The sequence below is a fragment of the Sporosarcina sp. Y1011 genome, assembly GCF_057669885.1.
On record NZ_JBYHFP010000031.1, the window covers coordinates 1 to 15,619 of the forward strand.

Annotated in this window: 14 protein-coding genes and 1 pseudogene; 1 reads left to right on the forward strand and 14 read right to left on the reverse strand. The window is 40.2% G+C overall.

Going from position 1 to position 15,619, the window contains the following annotated elements; translation table 11 throughout:
* Window positions 1-581: 581 nt before the first annotated feature.
* A pseudogene (locus tag AC25Y5_RS18440) lies at window positions 582-1,206 on the reverse strand (IS3 family transposase); the annotation flags it as partial.
* A 131-nt stretch (window positions 1,207-1,337) separates the two neighbouring features.
* Here AC25Y5_RS18440 and AC25Y5_RS18445 point away from each other — a divergent pair.
* A complete protein-coding gene (locus AC25Y5_RS18445; RefSeq protein ID WP_488141561.1) occupies window positions 1,338-1,445 on the forward strand; it encodes a nitroreductase family protein in 108 nt (35 codons plus the stop codon).
* 175 nt (window positions 1,446-1,620) lie between these two features.
* Here AC25Y5_RS18445 and AC25Y5_RS18450 read toward each other — a convergent pair whose 3' ends face one another.
* From AC25Y5_RS18450 to AC25Y5_RS18510, 13 genes are all read right to left on the reverse strand, one after another.
* Window positions 1,621-2,355 carry an SDR family oxidoreductase gene (locus AC25Y5_RS18450; RefSeq protein ID WP_488141562.1) on the reverse strand — a complete coding sequence of 245 codons (735 nt, stop codon included), beginning with the start codon at window positions 2,353-2,355 and terminating at the stop codon, window positions 1,621-1,623.
* 129 nt (window positions 2,356-2,484) lie between these two features.
* A complete protein-coding gene (locus AC25Y5_RS18455; RefSeq protein WP_488141563.1) occupies window positions 2,485-3,717 on the reverse strand; it encodes an MFS transporter in 1,233 nt (410 codons plus the stop codon).
* A gap of 222 nt (window positions 3,718-3,939) precedes the next feature.
* Window positions 3,940-5,055, reverse strand: coding sequence for an acyl-CoA dehydrogenase family protein (locus tag AC25Y5_RS18460; RefSeq protein ID WP_488141572.1), 1,116 nt, complete (start codon window positions 5,053-5,055; stop codon window positions 3,940-3,942).
* A gap of 713 nt (window positions 5,056-5,768) precedes the next feature.
* Window positions 5,769-6,389 carry a Crp/Fnr family transcriptional regulator gene (locus tag AC25Y5_RS18465; protein WP_488141564.1) on the reverse strand — a complete coding sequence of 207 codons (621 nt, stop codon included), beginning with the start codon at window positions 6,387-6,389 and terminating at the stop codon, window positions 5,769-5,771.
* Window positions 6,390-6,735: 346 nt separating this feature from the next.
* On the reverse strand, window positions 6,736-7,956 hold the full coding sequence (locus AC25Y5_RS18470) for a CaiB/BaiF CoA transferase family protein (RefSeq protein ID WP_488141565.1): 1,221 nt from the start codon (window positions 7,954-7,956) through the stop codon (window positions 6,736-6,738).
* A gap of 10 nt (window positions 7,957-7,966) precedes the next feature.
* Window positions 7,967-9,298 carry a CaiB/BaiF CoA transferase family protein gene (locus tag AC25Y5_RS18475; protein ID WP_488141566.1) on the reverse strand — a complete coding sequence of 444 codons (1,332 nt, stop codon included), beginning with the start codon at window positions 9,296-9,298 and terminating at the stop codon, window positions 7,967-7,969.
* 89 nt (window positions 9,299-9,387) lie between these two features.
* The gene (locus tag AC25Y5_RS18480; RefSeq protein ID WP_488141573.1) at window positions 9,388-9,783 is read right to left on the reverse strand and encodes a TRAP transporter large permease subunit; all 396 of its coding nucleotides are present in this window, start codon (window positions 9,781-9,783) and stop codon (window positions 9,388-9,390) included.
* An 800-nt stretch (window positions 9,784-10,583) separates the two neighbouring features.
* The gene (locus tag AC25Y5_RS18485) at window positions 10,584-11,036 is read right to left on the reverse strand and encodes an IS110 family transposase (RefSeq protein WP_488141567.1); all 453 of its coding nucleotides are present in this window, start codon (window positions 11,034-11,036) and stop codon (window positions 10,584-10,586) included.
* A 54-nt stretch (window positions 11,037-11,090) separates the two neighbouring features.
* A complete protein-coding gene (locus tag AC25Y5_RS18490; RefSeq protein WP_488141568.1) occupies window positions 11,091-11,591 on the reverse strand; it encodes an IS110 family transposase in 501 nt (166 codons plus the stop codon).
* A 494-nt stretch (window positions 11,592-12,085) separates the two neighbouring features.
* Window positions 12,086-13,342: an NAD(P)-dependent malic enzyme gene (locus tag AC25Y5_RS18495; protein WP_488141569.1), complete on the reverse strand. Its 1,257-nt coding sequence runs from the start codon at window positions 13,340-13,342 to the stop codon at window positions 12,086-12,088.
* A 105-nt stretch (window positions 13,343-13,447) separates the two neighbouring features.
* The gene (locus AC25Y5_RS18500; protein ID WP_488141570.1) at window positions 13,448-13,831 is read right to left on the reverse strand and encodes a VOC family protein; all 384 of its coding nucleotides are present in this window, start codon (window positions 13,829-13,831) and stop codon (window positions 13,448-13,450) included.
* A 149-nt stretch (window positions 13,832-13,980) separates the two neighbouring features.
* A complete protein-coding gene (locus AC25Y5_RS18505) occupies window positions 13,981-15,006 on the reverse strand; it encodes an NAD(P)/FAD-dependent oxidoreductase (RefSeq protein WP_488141571.1) in 1,026 nt (341 codons plus the stop codon).
* Between the two features lie 62 nt (window positions 15,007-15,068).
* Window positions 15,069-15,341 carry a ferredoxin gene (locus AC25Y5_RS18510; RefSeq protein WP_488141574.1) on the reverse strand — a complete coding sequence of 91 codons (273 nt, stop codon included), beginning with the start codon at window positions 15,339-15,341 and terminating at the stop codon, window positions 15,069-15,071.
* Window positions 15,342-15,619: the final 278 nt, after the last annotated feature.

The window sequence follows — 15,619 nt, forward strand, 5'->3', positions numbered from 1 at the left end:
CGTACTTTGCGCTGCCGCTGCATAAAGTGCCATTGGATTTGCCAAAAGAGAAAACTCTTCAAACCAGTGATGTTCTAACGTATTAAACGTGTACAATTGTATCCTTTATTTTTCCGGGCGTAATTATAATTACATTGATATACATAGGTTGTACAAATTTCGTCCAAATTACTGTGGGTGAAATTAACTTAAATTACAAATAAACAACTTTTTCATCGAATAAAAATCATCTTATTTGGTTTTCAGGTGAGATTGGGAATTTACAACGGATTTATTTTATAGGGGTGAATCATTGAAAATATTAAGCAGAATTTTTATGGCTCTACTTTTTTTCGGTGTATTAATATTAATTGTTCTATGGATCACTAAAATTTCGCTATCAATATTTAATGATAGTAACTTCTTCTTAGCCTTGTCAGCAACTTCGACCGAAATTTGGATCTATGTCAATATCTTGGACACAAAATGTTAAGTCTTTTGTCAGAAACGGCATCCATTCATGGATGGTCCTATATCCAGCGAAAGCTGTCAAGAGAAAGTCCGCTCTTGACAGCTTTCGCTGGATATAGGAAGTACAGCCCTAGGTAGCACCAACCGTTTTTCAGTGTATGAATATATGTAATATCCGCAACCCATTTTTCGTTGATTGTAGTAGTTTCAAAATCCTGATCCAATAGATTCTCGCGTTCTTCTATTTGATTAGCCGATGAAGCTGGACAATATTTTTTTCGTGATGTTGGATCGGATCCCTTCTTTTTTCATAATGCGCTGGACTCGTTTCAAGCTGACGGTGAAGCCTTCTTTTTTAAGAAATTGATGAATTTTAGGTGCACCGTAGCGGCCTTTACTCTCCGCATGAATGGTTTTGATGCGTGCTAAAATCGCTTCGTTTTCAATTTCGTACGAAGATTTTTATGGAAGGATTGATAATACGTACTTCTAGGCACTTCGAGTACTTCACATAAGACTTGAATAGGATGGTTCTCTTTCTCCTGTTGAAGGCGAAGGTTTTCCTTTTGAATCTCTGCAATTTCAGCGGGTGTTAAACCGCCTCCATTTTCAATCGGGGGAATGTACTTTGATCCATTTATAGATCGTTACTTCAGATACACCATACTCGCGGCTGAGATCACTTACAGATGTGCTAGATCTCTAGAGTTCGACGATTGTTTGTTTAAATTCCTGGTTATAACGTTTTTGTTTCATTCCGGACACGTCCTCTCTATTCATTAGGATAGAGAAGACTTAACTAACTTGTGTCCATACATCTATACTAGCTCCATACATTAGTAGAAGAAGATAATATAAGAAATGCTTATCTTTCCGCAATGCTCTTCATGTTGGCCGCGCGAGATAAAGGATGGGATACTTGCCCGATGCATGTACACAATGTAGATAAGATAAAAGAAATTTATAACATTCCAAAGAACCATCAACCTGTCTAAATTATTACGTTAGGTAAATCTGTAGAAAATAAAATACGACCAAGAGGCTATCGAAAACCTGTTAATGAATTTGTTCATTTTGTTGATTAAATTTCATTGTGAAAAGGTAGCCCAAAATGTAGAACCGCCCCCCAGTCGCCCAGATTATTGGTAAGCCCGAAATATAAAAAAGATCTCAGACACACCTACCTCCATCGACTTCAAGATCTATTCCCGTAATCATTTCTGCTTCATCTGAGGCTAAAAATAACGCTGCATTAGCTACATCAATCGGCTGGGCTAATCGACCAAGTGGAATTGATTTAATGAATTCTTTTCGTTGTTCTTCATCAATCATTCCTGTATCCGTTGCAACTGGATTAATACAATTCACTCTAATCCCAAAAGGAGCAAGCTCTAGCGCCATAGACTTCGTCAATGCTACTAAGGCTCCTTTTGAAGCACCGTATATGCTTAAGCCTGACCGAGGCCGGGATGCAGAAGTTGATCCGGTGCATAAGATTACCCCTTTTTCAGCTTTTTTCATATGGGGAACAACCGCCTTTATACCGTAGAATACTCCTTTTACATTAATGTCCATTATTCTTTGATAATCGGATTCGCTTACTTGTTCCACTGGAGTAATCGGCATAGCGGTACCTGCATTATTATGAAAGATGTCTATCCTTTTAAAATTGTCGATTGTTCCCTTAACGAGATTGTCGATATCATTTTTGCTAGTCACATCTGTGGGAATGAAATAAGCTGTTCCCCCCTTGTTGTTAATGTCTTTGGCAACCTCCTCACCTGCAGTTTGAGGTAAGTCAGCTATAATAACTGTAGCACCTTCTTCGCTGAATTTTTCTGCAACAGATTTCCCTATACCGGATGCAGCCCCTGTTATGATTGCCACTTTATCTTTCAATCTCATCCGTATCCCTCCTTAAAAAATTTAAGTCATCGCATCATTCTAAGAATGCTTTTTTTCTCCAAAGTTCTTCTTGGAGCATTCTATTTCGGATTTAACTTCCTACTGACTTTCAACATATTGACCCCTTGTCTATACGGGCAGTTGCTCGACTGGAACCTTTACCAGTTTTGGACCCGGGAGTGTCGTGGCAACGACGGCAGCTAATAGAGCGCATCCGACTACAAACAGAAAGGCGTTCGTGTAGGATCCTCCGGAAGCAGAGATAAGTGAGCCCATAATGAATGGAGCCAAGATGCCAGCTGACTGTCCGCCGAAGTTAATCATACCAACCGATGTACCGACCACCTGAGGATTAAATAAGCGATGCGGCAAGGAAAATGCGAATGACAGCATAAACCCTATGCCAACCGATGCCAGTGATTGGTACAAAATGACTTCGGCAACCGTAGAGGCATTGGTTAAAAAGTAGACAAACAACGCGACGGTAAGCGGGCTGGCGATGACAACCATTTTGGTATAAGCCCCGAGCTTGTCGATCAATCTGCCACTCATGAACGCAACGACCGCTAAGACTAACGCTGGAATCGCTGTAAGCATACCGGCAGAGGTTAGATTAATATTCTTTACCTGGAACAGATAGGTTGGCATCCAGGCAGTCAAGCCCCATTGGGCAACACAGACACCAAAAAAGATAACCATCATTTTCCATACGATCAGATTCCGGAGCAATTCCTTAAAAACACCCTTTTCCTTGCGGGTACCTGTTTCATTATTTACGTTATTTTCTGCGGTGTTGCCAAGGAATTTCCAGACAAATATTACGACAACAACACCTAGCAGTGAGACCAGCATAAAGACACTGCGCCAGCCGAGCAACACCAGAAGCGGTGCACAGATCAGGGGCGCAAGCACCATGCCAATCGGGTTCGAAGACATCATCGTTGATTGCGCTTTTGTCCTCTCTTCACGGGGGAAATAATCCGAAACCGCCTTCGCAGCAGCGGCTGGATAAGCGCCTTCTCCGATACCGAACAGCACGCGGAGCAGTATCAATGAAGTTATTGACCAAGCGACTCCGGTCAACGCTGTAAATAATGACCATAATATAACCGCCGCGATAATGACCTTACGTGAGCCAAACCGATCAGCAAGATATCCTCCTGGGATTTGCATGAAAGCATAACCGAGAAAAAAGCTGCTGAGCACCATGCCGATTTGCGAAGCCGTAAGGGACAAGTCTTCTCCAATCTGAACAACAGCAAGGCTAATGATCGTACGGTCAATGAACAAGACAACCCACCCAATAAACAAGATTGAGAGAATGGACTTCTTGTTTGATGCAATAACAGATACTTTATTCATTACAACACCCCTCTGAATTATTTATGCAAAAAGATCTACAACTATAGATTATTTCTGAAAGAAATCCTTCAACTTCGGAATCACAGTTTGGTTAGGTTCATCTTTCACCCCTCCCCGTAAAGAAGCAACGTATCCTTCGTAATCTTTCCAGGAGTTGCTTCTAAACCGGCAAAGGAAAATTCAGAAAACCGGGTTTTTAGTGTTTCACTCTACATGGCCCCTTCAGATGAAACCGCGCATCGGTGGAACGCCTAGCGCTACCGATCCAGCTCCCTCGTACATGCTTTCATGTAGAAATGCGTGTTGAGGCACGACCATTGCGTCGCGCAAGTGGCGCTCCAACGGATGTCCGTTATAGATTGCCGCGATACCGGCAAGCTGGTAGGCTGACTGCACAGCATTTGCACCTTCACGGGCAGCATGCGCGGCGGCTAGACGAAGTGTGCTTGCTTGCTCAGCGGTTACATCGTTGCCCTTTAGAATCGATTCCCACACTGAATCAGTAGCCTCATAGAAAAAGGAGCGTGCCGACCTTAGTCTTGCTTCTGCCTTTGCCAAGGAAATTCGCAGGTAAGCACGATCAGCCATCTTCGGTGCTCCTGTGAAGCCAGAACGGTGACCTGCCATCTGAGTAATTTCATCAATTGCGGCACGTGCTATGCCCAGATTGACCACCGCCAGCACCTGTGCTGAATAAGCCATGGATGGATACTTAAAAATTGGTTCATCAATCGTAGACACACTGCCACGGACAAAAGTCCATTCGTCAGAAACAAAGGCATCATTTACCCGCAAGTCATGGCTGCCCGTTGCGCGCATCCCGATTACGTCCCAGTTATCGACGATTTCCACGTCCTTAGGTTTAAATACAGCGATAAGCGGTTTACCACCTTCTCCTGTTCCAATACCGACGCCAAGGAAGTCGGCACCCATACAACCACTTGCGAATTTCCAAAGCCCGTTTACACGCCAGCCGCCCTCGACCCTCTCCGCGGGCTGAACCGGAAACATACCGGCTGCAAAGACTACGTCCGGTCCATCTGCGTACATTTGTGCGACCGTTTCGCGCGGCAGAGCTGCTAAGTAGATTGGCGAACAACCAAAGCTCGCTACCCATCCGGTGGATCCGTCTGCTTCTGAGATGGACTCAATCAACTTGAGAAACTCCGAGGGCGAAAGTCCATCTCCGCCAAAGCAACGCGGTGCAAGGGCACGATAGACACCAAGTTGTTTCAGTTGCTCTACCATGTCCCGGGGCACGTGCCGTTTAGCTTCAAATTCGTCCCTCCGGTTGCGGATTTCGGTCAACACAAGATTAAGTAAATTTTGATTTTGCATTTTAATAGTCAAAACTTTTTCCTCCTCCTAAAAATATTGATTTATCAACGATTTGACCTGTTGGTGGGGTGTCAAATTTTTTTTGACACGACTACTAACAAACTTTTGATACTATGTGAAACCCTTCCAATATATGGGTTCACTACGCGATCACTTCCGGAAAATAGGGGAAGTGACGAGTCGATGACTTCTGTTTTCCCGTGTTCTTTCATTTCAGTCAGAACCCGTTGATCGAAAAGTTCAAAACCATCTCGAGGCTGAGTAACAGCGAATGACTTCCGTAGCACTCGTCCTCGATCATCCACAAAGCAAGAGAACTGTTTCTTCTTGGCAATATTGATTCCCCTAACCTGTGTTTTTTCGGGGACTTGATTCATTTTCCGGTTTTTTTAAAAATCAATCGGGAGTCATCCTTGGTTATCAAATTAGGAGTCATTTCGCGCTACGATTTGACACGCCACATCCTACCAAGAGGGTTCTTTTTGTTCAAGTCCCCGAAAATCCTTCTAACAGGAATGCTCCTTATTGCATCTTAATGTTATCCCCTTAGCCAATTAAGAGTTTCCAATTTCTTGAACTCAATATTTTAGATCCTTAATTATAAAATAAAATAACTAATTTTCGTAATATTCAGTAATTTATTGATCAGGCTGGGGTTATTTTTACAATACATCATTTCTAGGCAACAACATTGTAAACAGATTTACAAAAACCTAAATAGTTTTAGATAAGTCTGCTAATTTTCTTGAATCTAAAATATGGATACTTCTTTTTGGGGTTTCTATAATGTCTTTTTCCTTTAAATCTTTTAACACTTTATAGACGGTCATCCGTGTCAGGCCGGTAAACTTTGCCAAATCTTCTTGGGTGATAAAAATCTCCTTTTTATTTGATACCTCGGACAACTTAAATAGAGCATAACTTACTTGTTGTAGAGGAGAATCCAATAATACTTGTTCAAGAAGAAGTGTAATCTTTGTAATGAGAGAAGCTAGAAACAGCCGAAGTGGTTCATCTGAAATCTCAATCATTTCTTTAAAGCGCTTTCCTTTAAAAAAATAAACCACACTATCTTCAACAGCTGAAGCTGTAGAAAAATACGGTCTTTCGATAATGGCTAATTCTCCAAATAATTGACCCGGACCATGATAACCAAGACTTTTCTCCTCACCATCATAGGTAACCGTTTGAACTTTTATTAACCCCTTCTCTACATAATAAAATCCACTTTCCACATCCCCTTGATTGTATAATACAGTGCCTTTTTTTATATACTGACGTTCACCGTACTTTAAATACATTTCCCAAGGTCTTTCCCATGCTTCTTTAGTCACAATGATACCTCCCACGATTTGTTTTTAGTGATGTAGCTTCCCAGAGGAACTAATAGAAGGCTATTTGTATCCTTACTCTATCAATGTTACTGTATATTCACAATATTATGTACATATAAATTTCCTATTTCATATAGACCTACTAATAGAGTTAATGTCATAATTTAAATTGTCTGAAGTTTAGTACTTCAATTTGCAGAAAAGGTTGAAGGTGGCGGGGCGGGCTGGCTCAGTATTTCTTGGAGAACCGCTGATGCAAGGATATAGTTAAACGAGGACCAACATCAAATAGCCGTATATCATTATCTCGTAGATTAGATATACGGCTATTTGTATGAATGAAAACTTATTCTTTTAAAGAATACTCTTTAGGAATCCATTTAGATAATTCATCATTATGTTCTCCTAATAATGGAGCACGTGAAGAAATTTGCCAAGGAGTCTCATTTAGAATATACGGTGCCCCAGGATAAGTAAACGAAGCTTTTAATTCAGGATGATCAACTTGAACAAATGCTTTTCGATCTTCTGTTAAATGCTTATCACTTAACATTTCCTCTGGAGCACTAACTGGAGCCCATGGAAGCTTGATGCCCTGCGCATAATGATAAAGGTATTCAGAATCATTTTGCAAAAAGAATTTTGCTAAAATCTCACTTACATGATTCATCCTAGGTGCTCTGAATGCTTCATCAAAGTATCTTTCATCTCTCAAATCTTCTTCCATTCCATGAGAGGCAAGCCAATCTACTAATGCTTTCCACCTTGTAGTATCCAAATAGGTGTTTAGAGCAAGGATATTACGGCCATCTTTACAAGGAAAACTCCAAGGGTTACTTCTATTTACTAGAGCATGCCGAGATGTTTGACGATTCACATGCTCCCGATGGTACTCCCAAAAGGAAAAGGACATCTCAGTGGAAACAGCTACACAGTCATGCACTGCGATATCAATATATTGCCCCTTCACCTCTCCAAAATCACGGTATAGTAGCGCATTCATAATACCGATTACTGCAAAATGTCCAGCTATATGTGCTGATTGGCCGCCCGTTGGAGCGATCGGCGGTGCTGTTGGTACGTCATCATACCCGCAAACGGACATAATGCCACCGAGAGAAAGTTGTATGAGGTCAGATGATTGATAGTCTTTCCATGGTCCATTCTGACCAAAAGGAGTGACAGAACAATAAATTAATCCAGGATTTATTTCAGATAATGTCTCATTATCGATTTTATGTTCTTTCGCTTTACCCGGCTTCCCATCCTCTAAAATGACATCAAACTCCGATACGAGTTTGTAGAAAACCTCTCGATCTTCATCTGAATGTAAATCAAGAGTGACCGACTTTTTCGAAGTATTATAATGCCAAAAGTACAAACTACTATTTATATCTTGATTATCCTGATAGAATGGACCAATTTTACGGCTTTGAGCCCCTTCTCTTGGTTCTATTTTAATTACTTCCGCTCCCATATCCGCTAATAGCTTACCCGCATGGTGTGTGAGCTCATCTCCAATTTCCAATACTTTTATACCTTGTAACGCTCCTTTTACCAAGTTCATCACTCCCTCTTTACCATAATGGTTGTCTGATTTTCATTGATTCACGTGGCATATTTTTTGGCCAAAGAACATCTTCATTCATCCATTGCTCGATTTCAGAATGACTATATCCCAAAATTTCTCCAAAAACATACTCATTATCTGCCCCCATTAACGGTGCTGAATGATGAAGGTATGGAGGTGCTTCCGACATATTAATCGGAATTTCTTCGAAAAGTCTTTCACCTAATAAAGGATGATCTAATTTTATATAGACCCCTCGTTCTTTTAACTGTGGATCCGTTTCTATTAAATCTTCGCTTGTTTGTACTGCAGCACATGCCACTCCATGTGATTGCAAATGATGCATCAGTTCATGTTTATTGAACTTTATTGAGTACTTTTCCAAATGTACATCTAATTCATCTTGATGTCTGATTCTTCCCTCAACCGCATTGTATTTGGAGTCTTCAGACCATTCAGGGTAACCCATTGCCATTTTTAATCGTCCCCACTCATCATCAGAAAAAACAGCAATTGTACACCAATCATTTGGTCCTCCTCCTAAACACCGATAACTATTGTGAGGAGCACCTTCCCGACCACGATAACTATTTTCAGGTGTTTCATGGCTAGAAATGCTTCTATTACCTGGTGGAAATCCAGGTCTGCGTGATGAACGGTTATTTACAGTAAAATCCAGTAAATTTGCACCCGTGAGCGCCAACCCGGTCTCCACTTGAGAAATATCTATATATTGCCCTTTACCCGTTCGCTTCTTATGATAAAGGGCAGTAAGTACAGCGTAAGCACCTGCATATCCTGCCATTACATCCATATAGGAATAACCCCAACCCGCTGGATGTGTGTTCGAGAGTCCAGATGTAAATGTCATCCCATTTAGAGCCTGGGCAGTCGGTCCCCAAGTAGTATATAATTTGTTTCGACCCGAATGACCCATGCCTGAGAGGCTCATATAAATAATACCTGGATTAATTTCCCTCATTACATCATAAGTTAACCCCCATCTTTCAAGAACGGCTGCACTAAAGTTTTCAGTAACAATATCACACTTCCTTATTAATTCATAAATGAGTTCCATCCCCCGCTTTGACTTCGCATTCAGGGTAATCCCTTTTTTTCCGGCATTTAAATTATTAAAAAAAGCCCCGTTATCCAAACCAGGCTCCTCACCTTTTGGATACATAGAAAAACGCATAAGATCTGGTTTTTCTGGCCATTCCACTCTAATGATTTCAGCACCAAATGACGAAAGGATCCTTGTTGCGGTTGCACCCGTAACAATCCAAGTAAAGTCAAGGACACGAACTCCTTGTAACGCTTCTTTTTTCTTTAATTCCATTGTTATACCTCCTCGTATAAAGTATTGATAAACCCGGGTACCTAAAAGTATAATGGGAAGTATTAATTTTTTCTGTAAAGCCCTATACACTATTTACTCATTAAATTAGGTAACCATAACGTAATCTCTGGAAATACGATCATTAGAACCATGCATACTAAATTTACTCCAATAAAAGGAATAACAGCTGTGTAAATTTGGTTCAATTTTACATGTGGAGCAACCCCTTTCATTGCGAATAAATCCATACCAAATGGAGGTGTAATGGTTGCTATTTGCATATTTAGCAACATGATCGCGCCAAACCAAAGTAATGGGCATTGTAATTCATGAGAGATCGGAATTAGATCTGGCAAAGTGATCATACTAATCGAGAGAGGATCCATAAAACAGCCTAAAATTAACAAGAATATTTGAATACTGAGCAAAATCATAAGAGGAGATACCTCAAGATCACTAATCATCCCCATTAATCCTTGCGGAATATTCTTACTATTTTTGCCGCAACTTTTTGTTGATAATTAAGTTATATAGTTGCTAGTCCAATAGGTTTGTAAATACATTTACAATTCCACTAGAAAATTTTATTAGATTTTCTAGTTGCTGATAATCAATAATACGAATGCTCCCCCTATAAAGAATAAAAGCGCAGGGCGCTTGCTCAGCCCCGACAAGCGCTGGCCGACTTATGACGCCACGTCCTGTGGCAACGTCGGCGCTAGTTCGTCCTGAACATCGAAGGACTTTCACATAAAGGCGCTTTCTGCCTTTATTGAAAGACCGAAGCGACTCGAGGGGCTAGCGCCCGGAGCTGGACGTGAACACGTCAGCTTAGAAGGTTATTCACATACCAAAATTTTATAATTTCCTAAACCACAAAAAAGTACCGGCAATTACTACTCTTTCTATGAGTAGTTGAATTGACAGTACTTCCGTATTTTTAAGGATCAAATTTTCAGAAAAAAATATGTATGTAAATTGTGAAAGGTATCTACGCACGAAACCAATGCCTCATAATGGTATTTTTTTAAAGCTCAACAATCACAGAACGATATAATGGCGTTTTTCCGCAACGTGAAAGTTCTTGCGTTTCATTCCACAGGGATACATCCTATTAAATACAAACTAAGGTTCTTTAACGTTTTATTCGCATTTGTGGAACAAGACCCATAACGCATAAAGCCTCAGGTACCTAGAACAATGTGGTCTACGTTCCGGGAAAACGCCTTTGTTTATTCCTAAATGCAATGCTTACCTTTGTCCTTCATCGCCAAGTACCGTACTTTCATTTCCAGATTTTGAACCGAAACATTTTTCCTACCTGATAGACCACGTTTCGGAAAGCTGCTCTACCTTGCTTCGATATGCGGTAATGATTCGGACGTTTTCCTCCGGATTGCCTGACAATCGGATTTGTTCCGGCCATTTTGATGAGTTGTCCTGCATGTGAAAAATCATGGACATTCCCTATTTCAGCAGTCAATTCTGCTGCTGTCGTGATACCTAAACCTGGGTTACTTAAGAGGATCCCTCCATCGGTTTCCAGTAATTTTCCTTCAATTACGTCCTCTAATTCCTTGATTTGACGGTGAATTAACTCATATTCATCCAGCTTTAGTTGAAGTAAAATCAACTCACTTTCAAGCATAGACTTTGGTTTGGAAATTGAGTTCTCAGCGTAATCCAAAAGCCTATCTATCGCTTCGTCCCGGAGCTTCAAATTATTTTTGACTGACATCTCTCTTAGCCCCACTTTGCCAAGGGTTAAGATATCTGAAGGGTGAGGATGGTTTCACATCAAGAATAGGGACGTTTTTGAAACTAACTGATCCAGGATTTTAATAACCTTATTTTCACAATCGACCCTTACGTTTTTCCCTTGAAACTCACGGAAAATGTGGTCCATATATAATCGCAGGTGATTGATAGTCCTCGTTTGTGTGTTCACAAGTGTTCGTCTGGCCCTTGTCAATGTCTTTAATGATTCTAGCTCAAGCATCGACTCAACACTTGTTCCACCCCGTCCATGAAGTAATGACTGGACAATCGCCATCAAATCTACACGGTCCGTTTTCGTATAATTTAATAAGGTTTCGCTTTCCATGGCAGTCGTTGCCGAATTCAATATCCGGACGATATATCCTGCACCCATGCATAGTCTCACAAGGTCTTCATAGTAGTGTGCAGTCGTTTCAATTCCTACAATCACATGTGAAAGTGAGTAAGCTTCACATGTCGCATCGATGTGTTTCTTCATCAGTTGATGAATCGCAATCGAAATGATATACGTCACGATAAAGGCATTGACTCCAACCGGCAGAGTAATGCCGCCAAGGCTTATTACGATACATAGAATAATAGAGAATCAAACCGGATCATAGCCAAGCATAATAACCGCCGGGAAAAAAGTTGTGAGTAATGTAAGCTCATTTACTTTTGTATCTAATAGCTTCAATTTCCAAAATACGTTTTCTGAGCAGTTCTGGGAAGACCCAATGACGACCATTTCATCCGATAATACGCTTGAATATGCTGGCAATGAAAGTGTTTCAAGTACGCGTACAAAGATAAAAATGCAAAGCCCTTTTTTAAAAAACTTAATCTATATTTGACAAAATAGACTTTGATAGGTAAAAAGTGAAGGATAATTCTTCACAAACAGAGGTATATCGACTTGAATCTTAGCGGCAATGCAGATCTTTATAATTTACTGACCAACAAAAAAAACACAGGACAATTGAATGTACACTGTGTTCCATCTATGAGAATATTCAATATAAAAACAGATCATCTACTACCTACTGGTGCTTTTTCATCATTACCTATTAACTTCAGTAATTGCGATTTTATTTCTGTTGGATTTATTATCCTTTGTGAAACACCAGTTTCTATAGCCGCCTTTGCAACAGCTTCTGCTACGAATGCAACTACCCTACGGTCAAAAGGATTCGGAATCACATAGTCACTATGTAGTTCATCCTCATCGATTAATCCTGCAATAGCATAAACCGCGGCTATTTTCATTTCTTCATTTATTTCTGTCGCTTGAACGTCTAAAGCACCACGGAAGATACCCGGAAAGGCAAGTACGTTATTAACTTGATTAGGAAAATCGGAACGTCCAGTCCCTACAACGAGTGCACCGGCCCGTTTAGCCACATCCGGCATAATTTCCGGTATAGGATTAGCCATCGCAAAAATAATCGGATCCTGATTCATAGAACAAACCATTTCTTCGCTTACTATTCCAGCAGCGGATACACCGATAAACACATCTGCCTCTACAAGCGCATCCGCCAATGAACCTTTTTTACATGCCTTATTTGTTATTAGTGCAAGTTCTTCTTTATATTTATTCATTCCAGAAGGCCGTTCTTCATAAATTATTCCTTTTGTATCACATAAAAGAACATCTTTTATTCCCATATGAATTAACAACTTCACAATAGCCATACCCGCGGCACCAGCACCATTTACAACAACTCGAATAGATCCCATTTTTTTACCAGCCAATTTTAAAGCGTTAATTAGTCCGGCAACCGTTACAATCGCAGTCCCGTGCTGGTCATCGTGAAAAACTGGAATTTGACACAACTGTTTCAAGCGTTCTTCAATCTCAAAACAATGCGGTGCAGAGATATCTTCTAAATTCACCCCGCCAAATGTTGGTTCTAGTAATTTGACGACATCAATAATTTTATGCGGGTCTTTAGTATCTAAGCATAGTGGAAAAGCATCTACTCCAGCGAACTCTTTAAATAGTAATGCCTTCCCCTCCATAACCGGCATAGCTGCTTGCGGACCGATATCACCGAGACCTAAGACAGCAGTCCCATTTGAAACAATAGCAACAAGATTTCCTTTCATTGTATAATCATAGACTTTGGATTGATCCTTATAGATTTCCATGCAAGGTTCTGCTACTCCGGGAGAATAAGCGAGGCTTAAATCATCGGCGTTACGTACCGGAATTTTAGAGTAAACACCGATTTTGCCCTTCTTTTCCAGATGCATTTTCAATGTTTCATCACGTAAAGTTGACATGCAGATCCCCCCATTATTAAACTTTAATGATTGCATATTCCAAGAGCAATTCATCCAATTCCTTCAACATTAAATATGTAAACTATACGTTCAATAGATTCAAAACTATAACCGCTCGACAAGCTGAAGAAGTTCTTCATTAGGGCCATTAAATAGGATCATCCGACCACCTTCAAGCGTCGGTTTCGGTTCATTTGATATAAATTGAATACCTTTTTCCTTATAATGTTTGATTGAGGCTTCAATATTTTCTACTGTAAAGGCAAGATGATTTACGAGCCCACTCCCACTGTATTCCCCAATTGGATTGATATCTCGAATCAATTCGATTTCCATACTAGGCTGATGTTCTAAATATAAAAATGCCATTTCACGGTTTGGCCCGCTACCCCGAAGACGCAATTCAAATCCAAACATTGTCGAATAAAATTCAATGGACCTATCCATATCTTTTACGATAATTGCTATATGTTCCATTTTAATAATCATTTTTTCCCCCTTAATTGTTTTCCACTGGATGAATAGTAAAGACTACCTTTACTATTGGACAACACTGTTTAAACTAAATAACCTGTAAAGAAACAGACTAATCAAAGTTGAGTAATGCCTCGTTTTGAGTAGTCTCCTTCTCACTTATCTTATGTTGCAACAACCTTTTTCTTCTCTCCGTCTTCGCCCATGACACTCGTACTGTGAAGCGCCTGCACTTTTGCGCTTGGATCAATATAGACCTTCGCGTTACCTACTGCCGTAGGTGCTTCACCAAATCCACTTGCAATGAGCTTAACTTTCCCCTCATACGTACAAATATCTCCAGCTGCATAAATCCCCTCAATATTTGTCTCCATTTTGGAGTTCACAACAATGCTGTTTTTCTCAATTTCAAGTCCCCACTCTTTAATCGCACCAAGGGAAGAAACAAAGCCATAGTTAACAATGACATCGTCAACGTCAATGACCTTTCTTTCCCCACCTTTTACTTGCTCTAAAACAACTTGTTCAATATTATCTCCTCCAATAAATTCAGTTGGTACGTAAGGAGTCATAATATTCACCTGGGAGTTATGCAACTGTTCTACGCTGTGTTCGTGCGCGCGAAACCTATCTCGCCTGTGCGCGAGCGTGACTTCCTTTGCAATCGGTTCCAGCATAAGCGCCCAGTCTACTGCGGAGTCTCCACCGCCAAATAGTTGAACTTTTTTGCCAGCAAATTTATTCATATCATCTACAAAGTAGTGTAAGTTTTTACCTTCATATTTCTCGGCTGATTTTAATTCGATTTTTCTCGGATTAAATGCACCGTTTCCAGCAGTAATAATTATAGTCTTTGCAAAATGGCTAGCTTTATTTGTTGTTATTTTAAATACACCATCAGACTGTTTTTCTATCTCCTCAACAGATTCATCTAGGGCAATGGCTGGGCTAAAATGATTCATCTGTTCTATCAAGCTATCAATAAGTCCCTGTCCTGTAACTTTTGGAAATCCGGCCACATCATAAATATACTTTTCCGGGTAAAGGGCCGAAAGTTGACCACCAAGCTGTGGCAGGCTTTCAAGTATTTTTACCGATGCTTTACGCAGGCCAGCATAAAATGCCGTAAATAAACCTACGGGTCCTCCGCCAATTATAATAATATCAAAAACTTCTTCATTCTGAGACATCTTACTCACTCCCGATTCAGGTCTACTTTTTCTTTTCTCAATAATACAATCCTCGCAAATACTTATTTGGCCATTTCTTTCAATGCTTCTTCATACTCAAGCGCTACAGCATTGAACGGTTCATCCGAAATCTCAATAGACCCGCTTGGACATCCCTCGTAAGCATCTTCTAAATCGTCAAGTAAATCTTCAGGCACCGCTATTACCCCTTTATTTTGGTCGAGCTTTGCATTGGAAATACCTTCATCATTGTAATCATATATTTCTGGTGCAGTTTCCCCACACGCACCACAAGCAATACATGTCTCTTGATCAACAATTGTATACTTCGCTATTACGTCCCACTCCTTATTGACATATTAAAAAGAGAAAACAAAGTGTATCGGTTCACAGGATTCTAAACAACATAGGTTTAACTAGTCGGAATAGATTTCACGAAAAGTAAGTCAGGATATAAGTAAATGCCAACAAATACTTTCATAAATACTACTGGAATAACCATAGCTTGATATCCTTAGTATTGTTTCTCACTCAGCGCTGTTTAACTGCCACGGGATTTTTTTCAAATGTTTCATTCAAAGGAAACGCTTCTTGCCATTTTTTCTCTTTATCG

What these genes read in the sequence shown, in the direction of transcription:
- AC25Y5_RS18470 (WP_488141565.1), bottom strand. Translation starts at nt 7,956, where the DNA reads ATGAACTTGGTAAAAGGAGCGTTACAAGGTATAAAAGTATTGGAAATT.
- AC25Y5_RS18460 (WP_488141572.1), bottom strand. Translation starts at nt 5,055, where the DNA reads ATGCAAAATCAAAATTTACTTAATCTTGTGTTGACCGAAATCCGCAAC.
- AC25Y5_RS18450 (WP_488141562.1), bottom strand. Translation starts at nt 2,355, where the DNA reads ATGAGATTGAAAGATAAAGTGGCAATCATAACAGGGGCTGCATCCGGT.
- AC25Y5_RS18500 (WP_488141570.1), bottom strand. Translation starts at nt 13,831, where the DNA reads ATGATTATTAAAATGGAACATATAGCAATTATCGTAAAAGATATGGAT.
- AC25Y5_RS18495 (WP_488141569.1), bottom strand. Translation starts at nt 13,342, where the DNA reads ATGTCAACTTTACGTGATGAAACATTGAAAATGCATCTGGAAAAGAAG.
- AC25Y5_RS18505 (WP_488141571.1), bottom strand. Translation starts at nt 15,006, where the DNA reads ATGTCTCAGAATGAAGAAGTTTTTGATATTATTATAATTGGCGGAGGA.
- AC25Y5_RS18445 (WP_488141561.1), top strand. Translation starts at nt 1,338, where the DNA reads ATGTTGGCCGCGCGAGATAAAGGATGGGATACTTGCCCGATGCATGTA.
- AC25Y5_RS18475 (WP_488141566.1), bottom strand. Translation starts at nt 9,298, where the DNA reads ATGGAATTAAAGAAAAAAGAAGCGTTACAAGGAGTTCGTGTCCTTGAC.
- AC25Y5_RS18485 (WP_488141567.1), bottom strand. Translation starts at nt 11,036, where the DNA reads ATGTCAGTCAAAAATAATTTGAAGCTCCGGGACGAAGCGATAGATAGG.
- AC25Y5_RS18455 (WP_488141563.1), bottom strand. Translation starts at nt 3,717, where the DNA reads ATGAATAAAGTATCTGTTATTGCATCAAACAAGAAGTCCATTCTCTCA.